General features: G+C 70.3%; 24 protein-coding genes. 10 read left to right on the top strand and 14 right to left on the bottom strand.

All coding sequences use genetic code 11. From position 1 onward, the window contains the following. Positions 1-182 precede the first annotated feature (182 nt). The 13 genes from FCI23_RS28470 to FCI23_RS28405 form a co-directional block, all read right to left on the bottom strand. On the bottom strand, positions 183-380 hold the full coding sequence (locus tag FCI23_RS28470; RefSeq protein ID WP_136726799.1) for a DUF397 domain-containing protein: 198 nt from the start codon (positions 378-380) through the stop codon (positions 183-185). Positions 381-716: 336 nt separating this feature from the next. Then, complete coding sequence (locus FCI23_RS28460) at positions 717-2,906, bottom strand: glycosyltransferase family 39 protein (protein WP_136726798.1); 2,190 nt, start codon at positions 2,904-2,906, stop codon at positions 717-719. Beyond that, positions 2,903-4,138, bottom strand: a complete 1,236-nt coding sequence (locus FCI23_RS28455; RefSeq protein WP_136726797.1) for a bifunctional glycosyltransferase family 2/GtrA family protein — start codon at positions 4,136-4,138, stop codon at positions 2,903-2,905. Before FCI23_RS28455 ends, FCI23_RS28460 begins: the two co-directional genes overlap by 4 nt. Before the next feature lie 72 nt (positions 4,139-4,210). After that, the gene (locus FCI23_RS28450; RefSeq protein WP_136726796.1) at positions 4,211-5,614 is read right to left on the bottom strand and encodes a sensor histidine kinase; all 1,404 of its coding nucleotides are present in this window, start codon (positions 5,612-5,614) and stop codon (positions 4,211-4,213) included. A 6-nt stretch (positions 5,615-5,620) separates the two neighbouring features. Beyond that, complete coding sequence (galU, locus tag FCI23_RS28445; protein WP_136726795.1) at positions 5,621-6,580, bottom strand: UTP--glucose-1-phosphate uridylyltransferase GalU; 960 nt, start codon at positions 6,578-6,580, stop codon at positions 5,621-5,623. A gap of 84 nt (positions 6,581-6,664) precedes the next feature. After that, positions 6,665-7,300, bottom strand: coding sequence for a DedA family protein (locus tag FCI23_RS28440; protein ID WP_136726794.1), 636 nt, complete (start codon positions 7,298-7,300; stop codon positions 6,665-6,667). Positions 7,301-7,303: 3 nt separating this feature from the next. Then, positions 7,304-8,074, bottom strand: a complete 771-nt coding sequence (locus tag FCI23_RS28435; RefSeq protein WP_136726793.1) for a response regulator transcription factor — start codon at positions 8,072-8,074, stop codon at positions 7,304-7,306. A 161-nt stretch (positions 8,075-8,235) separates the two neighbouring features. After that, a complete protein-coding gene (locus FCI23_RS28430) occupies positions 8,236-9,693 on the bottom strand; it encodes a sensor histidine kinase (RefSeq protein ID WP_246144117.1) in 1,458 nt (485 codons plus the stop codon). A 176-nt stretch (positions 9,694-9,869) separates the two neighbouring features. After that, a complete protein-coding gene (locus FCI23_RS28425) occupies positions 9,870-10,610 on the bottom strand; it encodes a response regulator transcription factor (RefSeq protein ID WP_136726792.1) in 741 nt (246 codons plus the stop codon). A 149-nt stretch (positions 10,611-10,759) separates the two neighbouring features. After that, positions 10,760-10,960, bottom strand: a complete 201-nt coding sequence (locus FCI23_RS28420; protein WP_136726791.1) for a hypothetical protein — start codon at positions 10,958-10,960, stop codon at positions 10,760-10,762. A 40-nt stretch (positions 10,961-11,000) separates the two neighbouring features. Further along, positions 11,001-12,101, bottom strand: a complete 1,101-nt coding sequence (locus FCI23_RS28415; protein WP_136726790.1) for a S1C family serine protease — start codon at positions 12,099-12,101, stop codon at positions 11,001-11,003. 428 nt (positions 12,102-12,529) lie between these two features. Beyond that, positions 12,530-13,552, bottom strand: coding sequence for a LacI family DNA-binding transcriptional regulator (locus tag FCI23_RS28410; RefSeq protein WP_136726789.1), 1,023 nt, complete (start codon positions 13,550-13,552; stop codon positions 12,530-12,532). A 79-nt stretch (positions 13,553-13,631) separates the two neighbouring features. Continuing rightward, entirely contained in the window at positions 13,632-14,399 is a 768-nt protein-coding gene (locus tag FCI23_RS28405; protein WP_136726788.1) for a response regulator transcription factor, read from the bottom strand. Between the two features lie 170 nt (positions 14,400-14,569). On the opposite strand from FCI23_RS28405, the gene FCI23_RS28400 reads away from it, so the two are divergent. The 7 genes from FCI23_RS28400 to FCI23_RS28370 all read left to right on the top strand — a co-directional run bounded on the left by FCI23_RS28400 (position 14,570) and on the right by FCI23_RS28370 (position 19,413). Then, positions 14,570-15,385 (top strand): alpha/beta hydrolase, encoded by an 816-nt coding sequence (locus FCI23_RS28400; RefSeq protein ID WP_136726787.1) that lies wholly within the window; start codon positions 14,570-14,572, stop codon positions 15,383-15,385. Positions 15,386-15,460: 75 nt separating this feature from the next. Beyond that, positions 15,461-15,754: a MoaD/ThiS family protein gene (locus tag FCI23_RS28395; RefSeq protein ID WP_211265498.1), complete on the top strand. Its 294-nt coding sequence runs from the start codon at positions 15,461-15,463 to the stop codon at positions 15,752-15,754. A gap of 5 nt (positions 15,755-15,759) precedes the next feature. Beyond that, positions 15,760-16,755, top strand: coding sequence for a hypothetical protein (locus FCI23_RS28390; protein WP_322973907.1), 996 nt, complete (start codon positions 15,760-15,762; stop codon positions 16,753-16,755). A 70-nt stretch (positions 16,756-16,825) separates the two neighbouring features. Then, complete coding sequence (locus tag FCI23_RS28385) at positions 16,826-17,476, top strand: LmeA family phospholipid-binding protein (RefSeq protein WP_136726786.1); 651 nt, start codon at positions 16,826-16,828, stop codon at positions 17,474-17,476. A gap of 462 nt (positions 17,477-17,938) precedes the next feature. Then, a complete protein-coding gene (locus tag FCI23_RS28380) occupies positions 17,939-18,778 on the top strand; it encodes a sulfurtransferase (RefSeq protein WP_136726785.1) in 840 nt (279 codons plus the stop codon). Positions 18,779-18,802: 24 nt separating this feature from the next. After that, on the top strand, positions 18,803-19,093 hold the full coding sequence (locus FCI23_RS28375) for a DUF1416 domain-containing protein (RefSeq protein ID WP_136726784.1): 291 nt from the start codon (positions 18,803-18,805) through the stop codon (positions 19,091-19,093). A gap of 62 nt (positions 19,094-19,155) precedes the next feature. After that, entirely contained in the window at positions 19,156-19,413 is a 258-nt protein-coding gene (locus FCI23_RS28370) for a DUF3099 domain-containing protein (RefSeq protein ID WP_169316967.1), read from the top strand. A 170-nt stretch (positions 19,414-19,583) separates the two neighbouring features. On the opposite strand, the gene FCI23_RS28365 is transcribed toward FCI23_RS28370, so the two are convergent. Continuing rightward, entirely contained in the window at positions 19,584-19,946 is a 363-nt protein-coding gene (locus FCI23_RS28365) for a DsrE family protein (RefSeq protein ID WP_136726782.1), read from the bottom strand. Positions 19,947-20,219: 273 nt separating this feature from the next. On the opposite strand from FCI23_RS28365, the gene FCI23_RS28360 reads away from it, so the two are divergent. Genes FCI23_RS28360 through FCI23_RS28350 form a run of 3 tightly spaced genes read left to right on the top strand, consistent with a single transcriptional unit; the run spans position 20,220 to position 22,866 of the window. Continuing rightward, positions 20,220-21,050, top strand: a complete 831-nt coding sequence (locus FCI23_RS28360) for a hypothetical protein (RefSeq protein WP_246144100.1) — start codon at positions 20,220-20,222, stop codon at positions 21,048-21,050. After that, complete coding sequence (locus FCI23_RS28355; RefSeq protein WP_136726781.1) at positions 21,047-22,036, top strand: hypothetical protein; 990 nt, start codon at positions 21,047-21,049, stop codon at positions 22,034-22,036. Before FCI23_RS28360 ends, FCI23_RS28355 begins: the two co-directional genes overlap by 4 nt. Then, positions 22,033-22,866, top strand: coding sequence for a hypothetical protein (locus tag FCI23_RS28350; protein WP_136726780.1), 834 nt, complete (start codon positions 22,033-22,035; stop codon positions 22,864-22,866). Before FCI23_RS28355 ends, FCI23_RS28350 begins: the two co-directional genes overlap by 4 nt. Positions 22,867-23,022: the final 156 nt, after the last annotated feature.

Here is a 23,022-nt window from a genome sequence, read left to right as displayed (position 1 = left end):
CGCGCCGGTCCAGGAGACAGCCAGCCGCCCGGCATCGGCGAGGACCGCAGCCCCGGCGGCGCTCCCGGCGCCGAAGCGGCAACCGCAAGCGGGGTGGGCGCCATTGGGCGCTTGTCGCCCCGTTCGCCCGCCTCGCTGTCGTGGCTGGCTTTCTGCGGCGGCGGTAAAGGTCTGCGGTCAGATCAGAGGGCTACGTCGTTGAACTCACCGGCCTTGATGCCGAGGAGGAGGGTGCGGAGGCCGGTGGGCGTGGCGGTGAGGACGGCGTTCGGGGCGTCGCTCTCGCGGAGGCGGATGGTGCCGTCGGGGGCGGCGGCGACGTTCAGGCAGTTGGAGCCCGAGCCGCTGTGGGAGGACTTCTGCCAGGTCAGGGTAGACACGTTCGCTCCCGTGGCCCCGAGCCCCCCACCCGGCGCCGACCCGCCCCAACTGTCCGCACACTCCCGCACCAGAAACAGCCCCCTCCCCCCAGCCCCGTCCCCCGGCACCTCCCACGGCCCCGACGGCACCGTCCGTCTCCGCGAAAGCGACGACCCCGACGTCATCCTCACCGCCAGGGCTGCCGGACTCCGCGCCCTCATACTCAGCATCCGGGCAGGCGAGTTCGATCGTCCGACGGCTGCATGGGAAGACGTTGTGGTTCGAGATGGCGGCGGCATGACGAAGGCGGGCCGCCCGGGTGATCCCGGGTGGCCCGCCTTCTTGTTGCGGGTGGGTCAGCTGACGTCGGAGGGGTCCAGGCGGTAGAGGCCGCTGGAGGTGCTGGAGGTGCTGGTCGAGCTGGACGAGCTGCTGGTCGAGGTCGTGTACGCCGAGGACTTGACCGCGGTGCCGTGCTTCGCGACCCAGGTGGCGATCTCGGAGTTGGTGGACTGGCCGCCGGTGCTGATCATGATGTAGTGCAGTTTGCCGGACTTGACGAGGGACTCGAGCTTGGCCAGCGTCATGGCGTTGTCGCTGCCGGACCAGCCGCCCATGGAGATGACGGGCTGGCCGGACTCCAGGATGATCGAGGAGGCGGTCTGGTCGGTGGCGACCGCCAGCAGCCAAGTGGCGCCGTCCTGGTGCTTCTTGAGGTATGTGATCATGTCGGAGCTGACGCTGCTGCCGCCCATGCCGCTGCCGCCCATGCCGCTGCCGCCCATGCCGCCGCCGCCCATGCCGCCGCCGCCCATGCCGCCACCGGCGCCGCTGGGCCGCGTGCCGGACTTGGAAGCGCTGGAGCCGGAGCTGCCCGGGGCGCCGGACGGGGGCGTGCCCATGCCGCCGCCGCTGCCGGAAGGAGCGGTGCCGCTCGGCCGCGTACCGGACTTGGCGCCGCTCGGGGCGCCGCCGCCCATGCCACCGAAGCCACCGCGGCCGCCACCGCCGCCGCCCATGCCGCCACCCGTGGAGGGACCGGCGGTGGGGTTGGTGCCGTTGCCCTGGGAGGTGGCGGCGGAGACGGAGTACGTGGCGGGGCCGGCCAGGAGGGCGACGACCGTGGCCGTGATGGCGAAGCCCATGAAGCGGTTCCGGCGGGTGAAGCGGGCGACCAGGAGGCCGATGACCGACACCGCGGCGGCGACGCCGATGAGGAACTCGGCCCAGCTGTAGCCGGTGGTACGGGCCAGGAGGACGATCGCCCAGACGGCCGAGCCGGCGATGGCGGACGGCAGGACCCAGGCCCACTTGGTGATGGAGCCTTCGCGGAAGGCCTTGTAGAGGGCCACCCCGCCGGCGCCGGTGAGGGCCGCGATGCCGGGGGCGAGGGCGGTGACGTAGTAGGGGTGGAAGGTGCCCTGGGCGAGGGCGAAGGTCAGGTAGTTGAGCAGGAACCAGCCGCCCCAGAGCAGGAGGGAGGCGCGCTGGGTGTCGGTGCGCGGGGCACGGCCGCGCAGCAGCAGGGCTGCCACCAGCCCGACCACGGCGAAGGGGATGAGCCAGGAGATCTGGCCGCCCATGATGGTGTTGAAGAGGCGGCCGATGCCTGCCGTGCCGCCGAAGCTGGCGCCGCCGCCGGCGGAGCCTACGCCGCTGGTCTCGCCGAAGATGCGGCCGAAGCCGTTGTAGCCGATGACGAGGTCCCAGACGGTGTTGTCCGTGGAGCCGCCGATGTAGGGGCGCGACGATGCGGGGATGAGATCGACGATGACCATCCACCAGGCGCTGGAGACGATCAGGGCGACCGTCGCCACGGCGAGGTTACGGATCCGCTTGCCCAGCGAGAGCCTGGTGGCGAAGAGGTAGACGACGAAGAAGGCGGGCAGGACCACGTAGGCCTGCATCATCTTGGTGTTGAAGGCGAAGCCGATGGCGACGGCGGACCACACCAGCGGGGCGAGCTTGCCGCCCCGTACCGCCCGCAGCAGCCCGGCGGCGCCGAGCAGCATGAGCAGGACGAGGATCGGGTCAGGGTTGGTGTCGCGGTTGATGGCGACGGTGATCGGGGTGAGGGCGAGAACGAGAGCGGCGATGAGGGCGGCGGCGTGGCCGAAGGGCTTGCGCACCATGCGGTAGAGGAGGGCGACGGAGCTGACGCCCGCCGCGACCATCGGGAGCATCAGCTGCCAGTTGCCGAAGCCGAAGATGCGGGCGGAGATGCCCATCACCCACAGGGCGAAGGGGGGCTTGTCCACGGTGATGAAGCTGCCGGAGTCGAGGGCGCCGAAGAAGAAGGCCTTCCAGCTCTTGGTGCCGCTGTAGACGGCGGCGTTGTAGAAGGAGTTACCGGTGATGGAGGAGATGTTCCAGACGTACAGGCCGGTGGCCAGCAGCAGGATCAGCCAGAGGGCGGGACGGGCCCAGCGCGGGTCGTCGGGGCGGCCGGTGAAGAGGGTCTTCACCCGGGAGGCAGGGGCGACGGTGGCCCGGTGCGAACGCCGCCCCTCAAGGGTGGGTGACGGCGGAGAGACGAGGGTCGTCATGATGCGTACTCCGAGGTGAGGGCGGTCTTGCGACGCGGGTTGAAGACCCAGAGCCGCATGAGGACGAAGCGCGTTACGGTGGCGACTGCGTTGGCGCCCACGAGTACGGCGAGTTCGGTGCCGTGAGAAGCGTCTGCGGCCAGGACATGCAGGCCGGCGACGGCGCCGGTGGTGAGTCCCAAGCCGATGATGAAGGCGAAGCCGCCCTCGATCTGGTGGCGGAGAGCGTCGGCGGAGCCGGTGATGCCGAAGGTGTAGCGGCGGTTGGCCGCGGTGTTGGCGACGGCGGTCACCAGCAGGGCGAGCCCGTTGGCCCAGATGGCGGGCATCAGCTGCCGGGCCAGCAGGTAGAGCGCCATGTAGGCGAGGGTGCAGGCGACGCCGACGGCCAGGAAGCTCGGCAGCTGTCCGGTCAGGCCTTTGCGCTGGGCGGGAGCGTCCGGCTGCGGCTGGTTCAGCCGCCGCGGCGCGGGGATCGCGGCGATACGGGTCTCACCGCGCAGCGTGCGCCTGGTGATCCGCGCCATGCCCTTCAGGTCGTCGATCGCCGTACGGACGATGTCGACTCGGCTGTCGGGGTCGTCGACCCAGTCCACCGGGACTTCGTGGATCCGCAGGCCGTTGCGCTCGGCGAGGACGAGCAGTTCGGTGTCGAAGAACCAGGCGTTGTCCTCGATGTGCGGGGCGAGGGCCTGGAACACCTCGGTCCGTACGGCCTTGAAACCGCACTGCGCGTCGGAGAATTTCGCGGCGAGGCCGACTCGCAGCAGGAGGTTGTAGGAGCGTGAGATGAACTCGCGCTTGGGTCCGCGCACGACGGCGGAGTCACGGTGCAGCCGGCTTCCGATGGCCACGTCGCTGTGGCCGGACAGCAGGGGTGCGACGAGTGGCAGGAAGCCCTCGAGCCCCGTTGACAGATCAACGTCCATGTAGGCGACGACATCCGCCGTGGACCGGCTCCACACGTGCTTGAGCGCGCGGCCGCGGCCCTTCTGGTCCAGGTGCACCGCGTGCACGTGGGGCAGCTGGTAGGTCAGGTCGATCGCGACCTGCCAGGTGGCATCGGTGCTGGCGTTGTCCGCGACGGTGATCCGGAACGGGAACGGGAAGGAATTCTCGAGGTGGGCGTGGAGGCGGCGGATGCTGTCGGCGAGGACGTGGGCCTCGTTGTACACCGGCACCACGATCTCCACGGACCGCTGCCGCGCGCCTCCTGCTGTCGTTTGGTTCATGTCAAGGACTCTGACGGCCGGATCTGGAAGGCCTCTGTGAGCTCAGTTAGCGGAAGATGAGAATCAGAAAGCTCACAGGCCAGTCACAAGATGGCCGATTCCGGAGGTCGCCTGAGGGGCTCCGGGCAGATGGATACGGGCCATCGTGCCGCCTCCGTAGGCGGGTTGCAGCGCCACCGAGCCGCCGGAGCGCTGCACGGTGTGGGCCACGATCGACAGTCCGAGGCCGCTGCCGGGCATGCTGCGGGCGCTGGGCGACCGCCAGAAGCGTTCGAAGACGTGCGGCAGCTCCTCGGCCGAGATGCCGGGGCCGTAGTCACGCACGGTCAGCTCGCCCTTGCGCAGCTGGACTTCGATACGGCCGCCGGGCGGACTGAACTTGACGGCGTTGTCCAGCAGATTCACCACCGCGCGCTCCAGGGACGCCGGGTCGCCCTGGACGTACCAGGGCTGCACATCGGTGACGAAGGAGATGTGCGGTCCGCGCAGCCGGGCCCGTTGCAGGGCCCGGTCCACGGAGTTGTGCAGGGGGGTGGGGGCCGCGGTGGTGGGCTGGATGGCCTCGGGCCGGGAGAGTTCGAGGAGGTCGCCGATGAGGCTGGTCAGCTCGGTGGTCTGGGCCTGGAGGCTGCCGAGGAGAGCGTCCCGCTTGTGGGCGGGGATGGGGCGGCCGGTCTGGTTGCTGCGTACGAGCAGGTCGATGTTGGCCCGCAACGAGGTGAGCGGGGTGCGCAGTTCATGGCCGGCGTCGGCGATCAGGCGCTGCTGGTGGTCGCGGGAGCTTTCCAGGGCGGCGGTCATGCTGTTGAACGACTGGCTGAGCCTGGCGATCTCGTCGCGGCCGCTCACCGGGATGCGGACCTTGAGGTCCTCGGTGCGGGCGATGTGCTCGACGGCGGCGGTGAGCCGGTTCACCGGGCGCAGCGCGGAGCGGGCGACGAGCAGGCCGGTGCCCAGTGCGGTGAGGATGCCGCCGCCGCCGACGACGCCGAGGAGGACCCCGAGCCTGTTGAGCGGATCCTCGAGCTCGCTCATCGGCCGGGCGATCATCATGGTGGCGCCGCGGGGGGTGTGGAGGGTGAGGACGCGGACGCGTGTCCCGTTGTCCCGGATGCCCGTCCGCAGCACCGGCTTGGCCTTCTTGTTGGCGGCCACGGCGAGGTCGGAGGCGGTGACCTGGATGGCGGTGTCCTCGGAGTCGATGCAGCGGGTGCCGTCCGACTTCAGCATCTGGCCGGTGATGCGGGCCGGTGGCGCGTTTTGCTCGGTGTCCGGGGGTGTGCCGCCGCACCGCTTGTTCAGGTTGTCGACCCAACCCATTGAGATCATGGCGGTGGTCAGCGAACTGTCGAGGTCGCCCCTGAGCTCGTTGGCGGTGATGTACCAGCACGCCGCCGCCGACGCCCCGATGGCGATGGCGACGGCGGCGGCGGTGAGCAGTGCCAGACGGGCACGGAGCGGCAGTCTGCTGATCATTGCTTCTCAGGCGGCGAGCCGCCTACCTTCCAGGTCGCTCTCGGGCAGGGTCGCCGTGAAGTCCTTGACGAACTCCTTCAGCCAGCTTCGGAACTCCGGACCCAGGTCCGGGCGGTCGCATGCCAGCCGTACGACGGTACGGAGGTAATCGGCGCGGTCGCCGGTGTCGTACCGCAGGCCCGTGAAGACCACGCCGTGCACCGGGCCGCCGGGGCTGTCCAGCGAGGACAGTTCCTGGATGGCGTCGGTGAGCTGGATCTCGCCGCCGCGGCCGGGGACGGTGCGGGCCAGTACGTCGAAGACCGCCGGGTCCAGGACGTAGCGGCCGATCACCGCGTAGTTGCTGGGGGCGTCCTCGGGGGACGGTTTCTCGACCAGGCCCGAGACGCGCACCACGCCGTCCTCGGCGGTCGGCTTGACGGCCGCGCAGCCGTAGAGGTGGATCTGGGCCGGGTCCACCTCCATCAGCGCGACGACGCTGCCGCCGTAGCGGGCCCGCACGTCCAGCATCTGGCTGAGCAGCGTCTCGCGCTCGTCGATCAGGTCGTCGCCGAGCAGGACGGCGAAAGGCTCGTACCCGACGTGGGCGCGTGCGCACAGCACGGCGTGGCCGAGGCCCAGCGGGTCGCCCTGGCGGACGTGGTGCAGGCGGGCGAGCCGGGTGACGCTGCGCACGGCCTCCAGACGGGCGGTGTCGCCCTTGGCCTCCAGGACGCGCTCCAGTTCGGCGTTGTTGTCGAAGTGGTCCTCGATCGCCCGCTTGTTACGGCCGGTGACCATGAGGATGTCCTCCAGCCCGGCGGCTGCGGCCTCCTCCACGACGTACTGGATGGCCGGCTTGTCGACGACGGGCAGCATCTCTTTCGGAGTGGCCTTGGTCGCTGGGAGGAAACGGGTGCCGAGGCCCGCCGCGGGGACGACGGCCTTCCTGACGCTGTGGCCGGCAGAGGCGTGGGGGAGAGTCATGGAAGGAATGCTGTACCACGGGAATGAGAAGGCTCTGAATTCCCGCTGAGCTGGGCTGCAAAAAGGGAATTTGTAACTTTGGCGTTACGTGGCGTCCGACCTGACGTCCCGCGGGCGCAGGTTACGCGAGCGCAGCGAGCCGCGCACCGCCCCGGCGATCGGCGGCGCGACGGAGAGGACGACGACCGCGATGAGGACCACGTCGATGTGGTCCCGGATGAAGGCGATCTGCCCCAGGAAGTAACCGGCCACGGTCACCCCGGCGCCCCACAGCACGCCGCCCAGGACGTTGAAGACCACGAAGGTGCGGTACGCCATGCCGCTGACACCCGCGAGGATCGGCGTGAAGGTCCGTACGACGGGGATGAAGCGGGCCAGCACCAGGGCCTTGGGACCGTGGTGCTCGAAGAAGGCGTGGGCCTTGCCGACATACTCCTGCTTGAAGAGACGGGAGTCCGGCCGCCGGAAGAGGGCGGGCCCGACTTTGCGGCCGAAGAGATAGCCGGCCTGGTCGCCGAGGACGGCGGCGACGGAGATGAGGAGGCAGACGAGCCACAGGGGCTGGTGGACGATCTGGTGCTGGGAGATCAGCAGGCCGGCGGTGAAGAGGATGGAATCGCCGGGGAGGAAGAAACCGATCAGGAGCCCGGACTCGGCGAAGACGATCGCCAGGACGCCGAGCAGCCCGAATACGGAGATCAGGTGGTTGGAGTCGAGCATGGCTCAGCGGACCTCGTAGTCCTTTGACGCGCGCAGCACATAGCCGGTGCCGCGCTCGGTGTGGATGATGCGGGGCAGGCTGCCGGACTCGGTCTTGCGGCGTAGGTACATGACGTAGACGTCGAGGGTGTTGGAGGTGGGCTCGAAGTCGAAGCCCCAGACATCGCGGAGGATGGCGGCCCGGCTGAGCACCTGCCTGGGGTGCGACATAAAGAGCTTGAGCAGCGCGTATTCCGTCTTGGTGAGGTCGAGCCGCTTGCCTGCCCGGGTGACCTCCCGGGTGCTCAGGTCCATGGCGACGTCCTCGAACTCCATCCGGCTCGTGCTGGTGGGGGCGGCATGGCGCCCCTTGCGCGGCGTGGAGACGGCGGCGGGGAGCGCGCTGCGCCGGAGCAGGGCGCGGACGCGGGCGAGGAGCTCGTCGCCCGCGAAGGGCTTGGGCAGGTAGTCGTCGGCGCCGTTGTCGAGGCCAACGATCCGGTCGCCGATCGCGTCACGGGCGGTGAGCATCAGGATCGGCACGGTGTCGCCCTTGGCCCTGATCCGGCGGGCCGCGGCGAGGCCGTCGAGGACGGGCATCATGACGTCGAGGAGGATCAGATCCGGATGGTCGTGTTCCAGCTGCTCCAGAGCATCCATGCCGTCCGTCGCGGTGTCCACCAGGTAGCCCTCGAACTCCAGGCTGCGGGCGAGCGCCTCTCTGACCGCCGGCTCATCGTCGACGATCAGGATGCGAGCGGGGTTCTCGCTCTGGGCCGAGTCCGTAGCGTGCATGCGGTTCACCGTTCCGGGTAATTCTGTGAATAGCCTGAGAGATACATGTGCGGAACTGCAGAATCCGCTACGTGTTTCTTAAGTTCCGAAGGGTGGTGAAAAGTTCCGAGGGGTGGTGAAAAATTCGGATGGGTTTCCGGGGGCTTTCGCCCTCCAGGCCCCTAAAGTTCCGGTGGCGGGACCGATGACCCCGGCAGCCGCATGACGGCCATGGTGCCGCCGCCGTGCGCCCGGTGCAGGCCCACCACACCGCCCGCCTGCTGGACGGTGCGGGCCACGATGGACAGCCCCAGACCGCTGCCGGGCAGCGCGCGGGCCGAGGTCGACCGCCAGAAGCGTTCGAAGACGTGCGGCAGCTCCTCCGGCGCGATGCCGGGACCGTGGTCACGTACGGTGAGCTCGCCGCCGTACAGATTGACCTCGACGGTGCCCTGCGGCGGGCTGAACTTCACAGCGTTGTCCAGGAGATTCACGATCGCCCGCTCCAGGGCGGCCGGCTCGGCCTTGACATACCAGGGCGTGACCTCTGCGAGGATCTTGATGTCCTGGGCACGCAGCCGGGCCCGCTGCAGCGCGATCTCCGTGACTTCGTGGAACGCCACGACCTGCAGCGGGCTGCCGGCCGGGTTGGTGTCGGGGCGCGACAGCTCCTGCAGGTCGCCGATGAGCGAGGCCAGCTCCGACATCTGTGCCTTCACGGAGTCGAGCAGCGCCTCGCGGTCCTCCGGTGGCAGCGCGCGGCCGGTCGCCTCGCTGCGCTCCAGCAGCTCGACGTTGGTACGGAGGGAGGTGAGCGGTGTGCGCAGCTCGTGTCCGGCGTCGGCGATGAGCTGCTGCTGCAGCTCCCGGGAGGCCGCCAGGCGGGCGGTCATCGAATTGAACGATGCGCCCAGGCGGGCGATCTCGTCCTCCCCGTCGATGGGGATGCGGATGCTCAGGTCCTCGGTCCGGGCGATGCGCTCGACGGTCGCCGTCAGGCGGTCGACGGGCTTGAGCCCGGCGCGGGCGATCACCAGGCCGGCGGTGGCCGCGACGAGCACGCCGGCTCCGGTCACGATGGCCATGACGAGCGCGAGGGTGTTGAGGGGGTCGGTGACGCTGCTCAGGGGGCTGGCCACCATGACCGCGGTGCCCTGCCCGAGGAGTGCGGTGACCGCGGGGCTCGCGGCCTTGGTGAGGACCTCCAGCTCGGTGCCGCTCTTGGTCGTCACGGTATGCATGCTGCCCTGGCTGCCCGGGCGGCGGCTCCCGCCCAAGCTGTGATTCCCTGTCGGGCCGCTGTCCAGGCTCGTCGCCGTCGCAGCTATCTGCTTGTCCGTGTCCTTGACCGGGATGGTTTCATCGCCCATGATCCAGCAGGTCTGGCCGCTGGCGAGGACGAGCTGTACGGAGAACTTGGTCGGGTTGAACCCGTTGCCGCCCGCCTTCACTGCAGCGTCCCCGGTGAGTGGCTTGGACAGACAGCTGCCGGTCTGGCTCAGGACCTTTACGATCTGCTGAGTCGGATCCGATGTGTGCAGCGACTGGTTGAATTGCTGCATCAGCTGGTTCTGGGTGATGAGCCAGCAAGCCAACGCCGACGCTGCTACGGCGACCGCCACCGCCCCCGCCGTCAGCATCGCCAGCCGGGACCGCAGCGGCAGCGAGCGGAACCGCAGGACGCGGTTGTGCTTGCGGCGCCGCCGGGAGCGGCCCTGTTGCGGCGCCGGCGCCGGGGGCTGCGGCATGGCCGTCTGCGGCGGGGGCATGGCCGGGGGGAGCGGCGCGGACGGCGGTTGCGGCCGGAATTGGCCCATCAGCTTTTGCCCTCCGTGGACCGGAGTACGTACCCCACTCCGCGTACCGTATGGACGAGCCGGGGCAGGCTGCCGATCTCGGTCTTGCGGCGCAGGTACATGACGTAGACGTCGAGGGAGTTGGAGCTCGGTTCGAAGTCGAAGCCCCAGACGGCCTTGAGGATCTGCTCGCGGGTGAGGACCTGGCGCGGGTGCGCGAGGAACATCTCCAGCAGCGTGTACTCGGTGCGGGTCAGTTCGACCGGGGTGCCGCCGCGGCTGACCTCGCGGGTGGTGGTGTCCATGCGGAGGTCGGCGAAGGAGAGGACATCGTTCTCGGCCTCGTCGGCGCCGAGCGCGGCGCTCGCGTAGGAGCTGCGGCGCAGCAGGGCCCGGAGCCGGGCGAGGAGCTCGTCGAGCTCGAACGGCTTGACGAGGTAGTCGTCGGCGCCGGCGTCGAGGCCGGTGACGCGGTCGCCGACGGTGTCGCGGGCGGTGAGCATGAGGATCGGGACGGTGACACCTCCGGCACGGAGCCGGCGGGCGGTGGTGAGGCCGTCCATACGTGGCATGAGCACGTCGAGGATGATGGCGTCCGGCTGGTACTGGCCGACCTGTTCCAGGGCGGCCAGCCCGTCGGCGGCGAGCGCGGCCTCGTACCCCTCGAAGGCAAGGCTCCGCCTCAGGGCCTCTCGGACGGCCGGCTCATCGTCCACGATCAGGATGCGGGCGGGGGCGTCGCCGTTCTCGGCCGGGCTCATCGGTGGGGACCTCACTCCGTGGGGCTGCTGCTGGGTCTTGTTCGGATCTCAAGGATGCACGATCGGCGTGCATGGGGTTGGCAAAGCCTCCCACGGAGCCGGCGGACCGGGCCGGCCGTGCCGTCCTTGACCTCCGGACAGGCTCGCATTCAGCCCTGTGCGGCGGCTGTGCGGCGACGCCGCGCGGTGTGGCGGCGGCGGGCGTGCGGGGCCGCCGGGACCTCGGGGGCCCGGGTGGTGCCGGCCTCGGGGCTGGTGGGCTCGTAGTGGGTCAGTGCGAGGGCGAAGGGGAGGTCCAGGTCGGCGGGGCCGGTGCGGACGGTGGAGGCGTGCTGGGCAGTGCGGATCATGATGCCCTCCTGGGTGCTGGCTGCTGGGTCGGGCGGCCTCTTAGTTGCTGGTGCCGCCCGACCGCAGGGTGGCGAGGTCGGACTTGACGGTGTTGATCGGGATGGCGAAGCCCAGGCCGATGCTGCCGGAGCCGCTGGAGCTGGACGAGGAGGAGCTCGCCGAGTACATCGCGGAGTTGATGCCGATGATCTGGCCGCTCATGTTGATCAGTGCGCCGCCGGAGTTACCCGGGTTGAGCGCGGCGTCGGTCTGCAGGGCCTTGTAGGTGGTGGTGGAGGAGCCGGTCGTGCCGTTGTACTGCTGGCCGCCGAAGGAGAACGGCCACTGGCCGCGCCCGCCTCCTCCGCCGCCGCCCTGGCTCTGCGACTGGGAGTTGTCCTCTGTCGAGACTGTCACATCACGGTTGAGCGCGGAGATGATGCCGCTGGTGACGGTGCCGGTCAGGCCCTCCGGCGAGCCGATCGCGACGACCTCGTCGCCGACGGTGACGCCGGAGGAGTCGCCGAGGGTGGCGGTGGTGAGGCCACTGACGCTCTGCGCCTTGATCAGCGCGAGGTCCTTGTTCTTGTCGGTGCCCACGACGGTCGCGGTGGCGGTCTTGCCGTTGCTGAAGGCGACCTTGATGCTCGACGCGCCGGTGATCACGTGGTTGTTGGTGACGATCTCGCCGCCGCTGGTGATGATCACCCCGGAGCCGGTGGCCTCGCCGGCGGAGGAGCTCGCGGTGATCTCCACGATGCTGGGGCTGACGGCCGACGCGATCGCGGCGACGCCGCTGCTGCTGGAGCTGGCGTTCACCACCTTCGTCGTGGTCATCGTCGTAGCCTGCGTCGACGTCATGTTCCCGACCAGCGCGGCCGTTCCGCCGCCGATCAGGCCGGACACGAGCGCCACGGCGGCCAGCAGCGCGATCGGGCGGCGCGGCTTGCGCTTCACATGCGCCGGCGCCGGGCCCTCCGGGATGCCGCTGCCGCTGCCGGTGCCCTCGGCACTGGGCCAGACCGTCATGCCAGCCGGCGTGGTGACCGGCTCCTGCGGCACGTACGGGGGCGGGGGCGGGTAGGAACCGTGGTACCCACCGCTGCCATAAGGCTGCTGCGGGTCGTATGCGCTGCTGCTGCGGTGGGTGTTCTCGTCCATGGCTATGACTTTGCGACCTGAAGATGAGAGCTTCCTGAGTGCCCGCTGAGAGTCGCGGTAGAAGTTCATAGGGTTCGTATAAGTAGCGAACCCGCAGGTCAGGCCGCATCTTTACGCCGTCCAGACAACCGCAGGTCACGCTGTTGCCGCCCATTCAAACGCTTTTGCGGCGAGCGGCGGTGCGGCTCCGGCCCCCTAGGCCCTGTCCGGGCGATCTCCGCGGCGTCGCGTGCCCTGGCGCTGGGGGCACCTCCCAGCGGTAGCTGGGGGAGCTCGCGGCGTCGTCGTCAGTCAACGACTCCCCCAAGCTCTCGGCTCCGCTCGAGCAGGGCGTCGCTTCCTTCCTCCGCCTTGCGATCGCAGGCACCAGACCCCGCTCCTTCTCCCACGGAGATCGCCCGGACAGGGCCTAGTGCCCGGCCGGGGCGCTACGCGCAGCCGCAGGAGCTGCGGACGACCAGTCGGGAGGGGAACTGGCGGAGGCGTTCGCGGCGGGAGCCGGAGACACGGACGGACTCGTCGAGGACGAGGTCGATGGCGGCGCGGGCCATGGCCTGGCGGTCGGAGGCGACGGTGGTGAGGGGCGGGTCGGTGAGCCCGGCCTCCTTGACGTCGTCGAAGCCGGCGACGGCGAGCTGGCCGGGGGCGTCGATGCGGAGCTCGCGGGCGGCGCGGAGGATGCCGATGGCCTGGTCGTCCGTCGCGCAGAAGATGGCCGGGGGCCGGTCGGGGCCGGCCAGCAGCTGGAGGCCGACCTGATAGGCGTCGTAGCGGTTGTAGGGCGCCTGGAAGAGCCGTCCCTCGGTGCTCCGGCCGGATTCGAGCATGGCGCGGCGCCAGCCCTCCACGTGGTCCGTGACGGGGTCGCCGACGGTGGGGGTGGCTTCGGTGCCGCCCAGGCAGGCGACGTACTCGTGGCCGTGTTCCAGCAGATGGCGGGTGGCGAGCTGGGCGCCGCCGATGTCGTCCGTGACGACGGCGAACTCGTCGATCGCCTCCGTGCGCTCGTGCAGCAGCACGATCCGCGCCTCCCACGCCTCGATCTCGGCGGCGGCGCTCTCGCTGAGGCCCTGGCTGACCAGGATCAGCCCCGAGACCCGCATGCCGAGGAAAGCGCGCAGGTAATGCACCTCGCGGTCGTGGAGGTAGTCGGAATTGCCGACCAGCACCATTTTCCCGCGCTCGGCGGCAGCCTGTTCCACGGCGTGGGACATCTCGCCGAAGAAAGGCTGCCGGGCGTCGGGGACGATCAGCCCTATGAGGTCAGTACGGCGGCTGGCCATCGCCTGGGCCACACGGTCCGGGCGGTAGCCGAGCTGCTTGATGGCCGCGAGCACGCGCTCGCGGGTGGCCGGGGCAACCGGCCGGGGTCCGTTGTTGATGACATAGCTGACGACAGCGGTCGAGGTCCCCGCCAGCCTTGCCACATCGTCACGCGTCACCTTTGCCACGCGGTGAGTCTACGCGGGTCTACTCCGCCGGAATACAGTTCCTAGCGGAGCGTGACCATGGCGTGATCAGCAGGGCTGATCAGCGCTGCTGCGATTCCGCGACCGTCGCCACCGCCTCCGCGGCGGCCTCCGCACGGGCCTTGTGCTTCGCCGCCTCCTCCGCCGCGCGCTCCACCTTCTCCGGAGTGACGAAGCGGTAGCCGACGTTGCGTACGGTGCCGATCAGCGACTCGTGCTCGGGGCCGAGCTTGGCCCGCAGCCGCCGTACGTGGACGTCCACGGTGCGGGTGCCGCCGAAGTAGTCGTAACCCCAGACCTCCTGCAGCAGCTGGGCGCGGGTGAAGACCCGGCCGGGGTGCTGCGCGAGGTACTTGAGCAGCTCGAACTCCTTGAAGGTCAGGTCCAGGACCCGGCCCTTGAGCTTGGCGCTGTAGGTCGCCTCGTCGACCGAGAGGTCGCCGTTGCGGATCTCCATCGGGCTGTCGTCGACGGTGATCTGCTGGCGGCCCATCGCGAGCCGTAGCCGCGCCTCGACCTCGGCCGGACCGGCGGTGTCGAGCAGTACGTCGTCGATGCCCCAGTCGGCGGTGACCGCGGCGAGGCCGCCCTCGGTGACGACCAGCACCAGCGGGCAGCCGGGGCCGGTCGAGCGGAGCAGCTGGCAGAGGGAGCGGACCTGCGGGAGGTCACGGCGCCCGTCGATAAGGATGACGTCGGCACCCGGGGTGTCCACCAGGGCGGGGCCCTCGGCGGGCGCCACGCGGACGCTGTGCAGGAGTAGTCCGAGCGCCGGCAGTACCTCGGTGGAGGGCTGGAGCGCGTTGGTCAGGAGGAGAAGAGAGCTCACAGGGTGCCCCCATCATTCATCGTCCGGTTGTACACACGTCGATTGCCCATAAACGAACCCTCCTCGGTCCCATGCGAGGACGAAAACCTTGCGGTAGAGCGGCCCAGATAGCACGAAAGGATCCGGGGGCGACACTGCCCGGATCCTCCTGAGGTAAGAGAATAGCCCACATGGAGTCATTGCGTGATACCCAAGTTTCACAATTGCGTCTCTCTCCGGTCACTTCAGGAGACCAGCGGGTGACGCTGCTGACGGACGACGGGGTCGGTATCGACGCGATGTACTCCCCGTCAACGCGGCGTAAACCCAGTGGTGGGGCGGGTCTGGCGATTGTCATCGCCCACGGTTTTACCGGCACGCTGGAGCGGCCCGCCGTACGGAGGGCCGCGGAGGTCCTCGCTGATTTTGGGGGAGTCGTTACCTTCTCATTCCGGGGACACGGCCGCTCGGGCGGGCGCTCGACGGTCGGCGACCGCGAGGTCCTCGACCTCGACGCCGCGGTGCGGTGGGCGCGGCTGCTCGGACACGGACGGATCGCCACGGTCGGCTTCTCCATGGGCGGCTCGGTGGTGCTCCGGCACGCGGCGGGGCCTGACGCCCCGGTCGGCGCCGTCGTGTCCGTGAGCGCCCCCGCCCGCTGGTACTACCGGGGTACGGCCCCGATGCGCCGGGTGCACTGGGCGGTCACCCGTCCCGCCGGGCGCCTCGTCTCCCGCGTCGGGTTCCGCACCCGCATCCACCCGGGGGGCTGGGACCCGGTGCCGCGCTCGCCGGTCGAGTCGGTGCCCCTCATCAGGGCGCCGCTGCTGATCGTGCACGGCGACCGGGACGGGTACTTCCCGCTGGACCACCCGCACTCCCTGGCCGCCGCCTCGGCCGACGGCTCCGCCGAGCTGTGGGTGGAGCCCGGTTTCGGCCACGCCGAGGACGCCGCCGACGAGGAACTGCTGCGCCGGATCGGCGGCTGGCTCGGCGCGCGGGGGTAGCCGTCCGACATGATGGACGGCGGCAGCACGGAACGCGTACGAGAGAACTGAGAAGAACTGAGGAGAGAGGCCGTCATGGCGGCAACCGAAACGGCGGAGGGACCCGGCTCGCCCGCGGGGACGATCCGCTACTGGGCCGCGGCCAAGGCCGCCGCCGGGACGGCGCAGGAGCCGTACCGGGCGGGCACGCTGGCCGAGGCGCTGGCGCAGGCCAGGGCACTGCACACGGGGCAACCGGAGTTCGCGCGGGTGTTGGGACACTGTTCGTTTCTGGTCGACGGGAACCCCGTCGGCAAGCGTGACCACGCGGTGGTCGCGCTGTCCGAGGGCGGCACGCTTGAGGTGCTCCCGCCGTTCGCGGGAGGGTGAGCGCGATGACAAATCCTTACGAGCACGACTACGGGTACGACCCGTACGCACCCGAGCAGCCCGCCCAGCACCCGTACCCGGTCCCTTACGGCTCATCAGGCTCGTACGACAGCACCGCCGTACTGCCCGCCGTGGACGCCGCGCCCGCGCCCACGCCCGCCCCAGCACCCGCGCCCGATGCCGCACCGGCGCCGGGCCACGGTGGGCGACGCGCCGCCCGCGGCAGGACCGCTCCCGCCGCACCCGCCGGGCGCACCGGCTCGCCCATCATCGCGCCGGGGATGCAGCCGGCCCTGCTCACCGCGCTGCTCGGCCTGCTGCTGGCCGGGGCCGCCATGGCCGGCCGCCCGGCGATCGTGGCGCCGGGGCTGCTGTTGCAGGCGGTCACAGCGGCCGGATGGTTCCGGCTGAACGGCATGTGGCCCGCCCGCCAGGGCATCGTGCTGGCCTTCCTGGCCGGGGTCACGGCCGACGTCGCGCTGCTGGCGACCGGCGGTGACCACGCCCCGGCCGTGCTGATCGGCACGGTGGGCGTATGGCTGATGCTCGTCCTCGTACTCCAACTGCGCCACCACGGCTCCGCGGACGAGCGGCTGTCGTCGCTGACGGCCACCGCCGCCTCCACCCTGCTGACGGTGCTGGCCACCGGCTTCCTCGCCACCGCGGGCACCTCGGCGGGCACCGACCCGGTCGTGGTCGGTGCGGTGGCCGTGGCCGTCGCCGCCGTCGCCCGCGCGGTGCCGCTGCCGGGCGTGGTGTCGGTCGTCGTCGCGCTGCTGGCCGCCGCCGGCAGCGGCATCGCCACCGGCGGGGCCACCGGGCTCGGCACAGGGGACGGCACCCTGCTAGCCCTCGCGGCCGGCGTCTGCGGGCTGATTGGCCTGCGGGTGGCCAGCTACGACTTCCCGTCCCGTTTCGTCCACTTCACCGCGGGTGTCGCCCTGCCGCTGACAGCAGCCGCCCCCGTGGTCTACGTGCTCGGCCAGGCGCTTGCCGGGTAGCCCCGGCGCATCAGCGCCCCTGTCCCCGCGCCCTGTCGCAGCGCCCTGTCACAGCCCCAGGAGCAAATGAATGCGCGCAATACGGATACTGCTGGTCCTCGCTGTGGTGCTCGGCGTCCTCTTTGTCGCCGCCGACCGCATTGCCCTGTGGTTCGCGGAGTCGCAGGCGGCGGACAAGGCCCAGCAGTCGCAGGGCTTCACCTCCAAGCCGGACGTCTCCATCAAGGGCTTTCCCTTCCTGACCCAGGTGGCCGCCAAGAAGCTGGATGACGTCCACATCACCGCCAAGGGCATCGAGGCGGGCACCGGCGGCCAGACGCTGCGCATCGACCGCTTCTCGGCGGACCTGCGTGGCGTGCGGCTCTCCGGCAACTTCTCCTCCGCCGTCGCCGACACCGCCGACGGCACGGTGCTCATCACGTACGCGGATCTGACGAAGGCGGTGCCGTCCGGGATCACGGTCGGGTACGCCGGCAACGGCAAGGTGAAGCTGAGCGCGCTCGGCTTCACCACGACCGTCGAAGCGACGCTGGCCAATGGGAAAACGGTCCGGCTGGGAGGGCTCTCCGGGCTCCCCGCCGAGCTGCAGGCACTGGTCGGCAGCGGACTGAGCTGGGATCTCTCCGGGCTGCCGACCGGCATCCAGCTGAAGTCGGCCACCGCGACCGCGGACGGCATCCAGGTGGTGGCGAGCGGCACGCATGTGGTGCTGGCCAATTAGGCCGATCAGCCGATGAGTCCATGAGTCCATGAGCCCATGTGACCTGGGCCGGGGTCCCGAAGCGTGAGACGGTGCTGTCCACCGGACAGCCGTGCGGACCCCGGCCGGGCCTCCGGAACCTCGTGCCACGGTCGGCGAGGCGCTGCTATCCCGAAATGCGGACAATCGCGTATCGAATGGCGGAACGCCGGTGACACTCCGCGTCCCGTTCCCTACGATCGAAGCCATGGAGCGACAGGCGGACCTCACGAAGCGGCGGGCAGTTGACCTGTGCCGCGTCGCCGCCATGCTCTGTCGCATGCCGTAGGGGGCCTGCGCACGCATGCGCGCCCGCCTCCGCCCCTTCCCCCGCCATTCCCGCATTTCCCGCGGCGTCGCGCTGCGCACCCGTCCGTGCGCAGCGCCCGAGCCCCGCCGCACCGGCACAAACGGCACATCCGCAACTGCCCGGAGGAGAACAGCATGAGCCGCAGTGACGTCCTGGTCGACGCCGACTGGGTCCAGGCCCACATCGACGACCCCAAGGTGGTCATTGTCGAGGTCGACGAGGACACGTCGGCGTACGACAAGAACCACATCAAGAACGCGATCCGGATCGACTGGAAGAAGGACCTCCAGGACCCGGTGCGCCGTGACTTCGTCGACCAGGCCGGCTTCGAGAAGCTGCTGTCGGGGAAGGGCATCGCCAACGACGACACCGTCATCCTGTACGGCGGAAACAACAACTGGTTCGCCGCCTACGCGTACTGGTACTTCAAGCTCTACGGCCACCAGGACGTCAAGCTCCTCGACGGCGGCCGCAAGAAGTGGGAACTCGACTCCCGCGACCTGGTCGACGAGGTGTCCGAGCGCCCCACGACCGAGTACAAGGCCAAGGCGCAGGACAGCTCGATCCGTGCCTTCCGTGACGAGGTCCTCGCCGCGATCGGCAGCCTGAATCTGGTCGACGTCCGCTCGCCCGACGAGTTCTCCGGCAAGCTGCTCGCCCCGGCGCACCTCCCGCAGGAGCAGTCGCAGAAGCCGGGCCACATCCCGACCTCCCGCAACATCCCGTGGTCGAAGAACGCCAACGACGACGGCACCTTCAAGTCCGACGACGAGCTCAAGGCGCTCTACGAGGACGAGGGCGTCGACCTGTCGAAGGACACCATCGCGCTCTGCCGTATCGGAGAGCGTTCCTCGCTCACCTGGTTCGTGCTGCACGAGCTGCTCAACCAGCCCAACGTCAAGAACTACGACGGCTCCTGGACCGAGTACGGCTCCCTCGTGGGCGTGCCCATCGAGCTCGGCGCAGGCAGCTGAAACCCCGACTCAGAAGGATTGCATATGTGTGGAGCGAAGGCCGGCGGCCCGTCCCTGGCAGGCGTTGACGTGGCAACTGAGACGATCATCCAGGGTTCCGTGACCCGCGACGGCGAGCCGATCAGCGGCTATGTCCGGCTGCTCGACGGCGGCGGCGAGTTCACGGCCGAGGTCCCCACCTCGGCGACCGGACAGTTCCGCTTCTTCGCCGCGCCGGGCACCTGGACGCTGCGCGCGCTCGTCCCGGGCGCCACGGTGGACCGTACGGTCGTCGCCCAGCAGGGTGCGCCGGCCGACGTGGCCATCGCCGTCTGATTCGTACGATCCGAGGGCCGCAACCCATGCCGGGATGCGGCCCTCGGCCGTACCGTAGAAGTGTGTTGTCACGCCGTAGGCACTGGTACTTCGTCATGATGATCGGCTGCATCCTGCTCTTCGTCCTGGCGTGGGCCGTGGTGCGGCTGTGGTCCGTCCCTGCGGCCGTCGCCATGTGCCTGGTCGCCATGGTCATCCCGCCCGTCGCGGCGATCGTCGCGAACCGGCGGGGCCCGGACGACCGCTGGTGGGACGACCCCTCCGGCGACGACCAGTCCGACCAGTGGTGGGACGAGCTCGACGGCAAACGGCGCCACTAGGGCCTGTCCGGCGGATCATGAACGGTCCCTTCGCCGCCGCGGCAGGCGCGGCAGGCGGCGCCTTACGGATACACCGCACCGGACAACGCCACGGCGACATCAGCCTGCCCACCCTCCGGCCGGGAGGTGCCCCCCAGCGCGGTGGGCGCCCGCGATCCGGCGGACAGGGCCTAGTAGACCAGCGCCTGCACCCCGTCCGGCATGATCTCGCTGACGAACACCTGCGCCCCCGCGATCCGGATCCCGTCCAGCACATCCTTCTCCGTGATCCCGCGCCGCGCCGCGCACTGCGTGCACAACGTGATCCCGCCGCCCGCCAGGATGCCCTCGATCAATTCAGGCAACGGCGCCGCATGCGGCAGCTCGAATTCCGCCGCCTTCCCGGGCAGGGCGAACCACGCTGATTCCCCGGTGAGCCACAGCGACACCTCCACCCCGCTCGCCACCGCGACCGCCGCCACCGTGAACGCCTGCGAGCAGCGCTCGGGCGCGTCCACGCCCGCCGTCACCTTGATCACGAGCTTCTTCGCCATGACCCCAGGGTAGGCCTGCCGGCCAGGGAGGAGAGACGCGCCGACGTGGCCCGGGCCACAGTAAAACCGCTGTCAAGAAGCTGTGTGTGCTCGACATAATGCAGCTTCGCCTGTTGCGCACGGTGCGCGTGTGCTCTGTGACGGCGCCCGGGGGGGCCTCGTGAAATCCCGTTTCACCTTCACCGCTCTCGCGGACGGCTGCGCTCCGGCGTTCCAGCAGCTCCAGCGGCTTTTCGACGGCCGCTGATCCCACCCCTTCTCGTGGAGAAACCTTTGTCCGAGGACAGACCTGTCCCAGACCCCGACGCCGCACCCGACCCTGACCCCGGTGCCGTCCTGGATCCGGCTTCTGCCGCCACGGCGCCGGAGGCCAAGCCCCGGCGCCGTGGGCGTACCGCCGTCCTGATCGCCGCAGCCGCCGTCCTCGGCGTGCTGGCGGGGGCCGGGACCGGATACCAGATCCAGTACCAGCGCCCGGACACCCCGCTCCCGCCGCTCGCCCAGCCAGAGCTGAAGCAGCCCACGGCCCCGGCCGCCAAGGCCACCCCGCTCACCGCCGCAGAGGACACCCTGGTCAAGACCGACGGCGACCTGCGGAAGCTGCTCCTCGCGAAGCCCAAGGGCGCCAAGGACTGGGCCATCCCGTTCGCCGACGACGGCTGGGTGTCGCTCTACGACTACGCCATGACGTTCGACGACCAGAAGTACATGTTCAGCCAGCTCAACCAGGACGCTTTCCGGCGTCTGGCCGCCGCCACCTGGACCGTTGGCGGCTCCACCACCTACACGGATACCGAGATCCGCCTCGTCCAGTTCCGCGACGAGACGCACTCCTACGCGGAGGACCACGCCTACGACATGGCGGGATACATGCCCGAGGCCGACTACGCCGGCCACGACGGCCAGTTGATCCCCGGTTCCGTGGACGGCGAGGCATGGGTCTACTACAAGCCCACGATCACGGCGGGCTACCTGCCCGAGTACCAGGCCCGCGCGCTCGCCCGGCAGGGCGACATCGTGATGGACATCTGGCTCACCTCGGCGAAGCCGATCACCGGCAAGGCCATCATGTCCGTCGCCAAGCGCCAGCTGGAGCGGCTGTGACCGACGAACCGACACCTCCCCAAGCTGAAGCGACCGCGGTGCAGCGCCCCGATCCGCAGCCGCCGACCGAGACCGCCGACCCGGCGGCTGAGCTGTCCGAGGCCGCCCCGATGCCCGAACTCGCTGCCGAGCCGCAGCCGTCGCTGCTGGCCGGAGCAGAACCGGCCCCGGAGCCGTCCGTGGCGGAGCCGCCCGCCGCGCCCGCGCCGGAGGCGAAGGCGTCACGGCGGCGCCTCGCGCTCGGGCTCGCCGGCGCACTGGTCGCCGTGGCGGCGGGCGGCGGCATCGGCTACGCCGTACTGAACCAGGGCCGGAATCAGGACGCCGGCAAGAAGACCACCGGGAAGGCATGGAAGGCTCCCGAGCCGAAGCGGACAGGCGCGTACGGGGCAACGTCGGGCGGGAGCCACTACGGGGCACTGAGGAAGCTGTTGCTGCCGATGCCGGAGACGTATGTGCCGGGACCGGATGTCGCCGAGTTCGGGAACGACGCTCAGCTGAGTGGCAAGCAGGCGTCCGACCTGGTGAAGGAGCGCTACCGGAGCCTGCCGAAGAAGCAGCGCGAGACGGCGCGCAAGGCCGTCGACCGGCTGGGTATCCAGGGCATCGGTATGCGGACGTACAGCACATACGGAGGCTCTGGCGGCGCCACCGACGGGGAGGCCGCCCTCGTCGTCGAGATCCGGCTCCTCCAGATGACGAACAAGCGGGCCGCCCGCGCCGCAACCGACTTCTTCGCCGCGGCCACCGAAGGGACGGGCGTCCTCCGGAAGGGCCCGACGATCGCCGGGCACCCGAAGGCCCGCTGCGTCCTGCCGCCCCTGGAGAAGGGCGTCTCGCTCGATTCGATGTACTGCGAGGCCACCGAGGGGGACCTCGTGATCAGCCTCAGCGCCAGTGGCACCACACCCCTGCAGAAGGACGACGCCGCCAAGCTGCTCAAGCAGCAGCTCGACCGCGTCAAGGACCCGGGAGAGGCCGCATGACCGACCAGCCGATGGCCCCCGCCGTGGCGGCGGGGGAGCCGCCCGCCGCACCCGCCACGCCCACGCCCACGGCAAGAGAGCACCGTGTGCTGCGGGCAGCGCTGCGCTGGACGTCGGCCGTGCTGGTGTTCGCGGCCCTGGGCGGGGCCACCGCGTACGCCGTGACGCAGCCGGAGCGCACGGAGATCCCGGGCCTGCGGACCCCGGAAGACGGGCGCTGGACGTACCCGGCGCTGAGCCTGCCCCGTCTCCCGGAGGGCGCGCCCCGGCCGCTGGAGGACGTCAAGAAGAACCCCGGCCGCCGCCATTACGCGGATCTGCGGGCGCTGCTCCTCCCGGCGCCGGAGGGTGCGAAGAACGACCCGGTGTTCCCGGGGCGCAGGGGATGGCTGCCTACCGGCACCTTCCTACAGCTGTTCCAGAAGGACCACCGGCAGGAACTGGCGCTGGATCTGAAACACGAAGGCCTCCGCCACATCGCGGCACGCGCCTGGACCACGAAGGACGGTACCCACGCCGCGATCTATCTGCTCCAGTACAGCACCCAGGCGTACGCGACGCGCTCCCAGCTGGACCTGTCGAGGATCGGCACCTTCCAGGACGCGCCGGACGTGTCCTACGACCCGGGATTCGGCGACAGCGGCAACCTCCCCGACGGCGTCGACTCGTTCGTCTTCGACGAGCGCAAGCCACGCGGCCGGGACCATGTCCGCTACGCCCATCTCGTCGCCGGCGACACGATCGCCGTCATCGTGCTGTCGCACCGGGGCAGCATGCCGGCCGTCCCGATGCACCAGACGGTGCTCCTGCAGGCCCAGCTGCTCGGCTGACGGCTCGGCTGACGGCCGGGCTGACCTCCGCCCACCGACCGGGGGCGATTAGACTCGTCCCCGGTCCACCACCGACAGAGGAGCACAGCTGTGAGCGCCCTTGAATACACCTTCGACGCACTGCTCGTCCTGGTCTGCGTCGGCGTACTCGCGTTC

Source organism: Actinacidiphila oryziradicis, assembly GCF_005047355.1.
GTDB classification, from domain to species: domain Bacteria; phylum Actinomycetota; class Actinomycetes; order Streptomycetales; family Streptomycetaceae; genus Actinacidiphila; species Actinacidiphila oryziradicis.
This window is presented reverse-complemented; position numbering and strand designations above follow the sequence as displayed.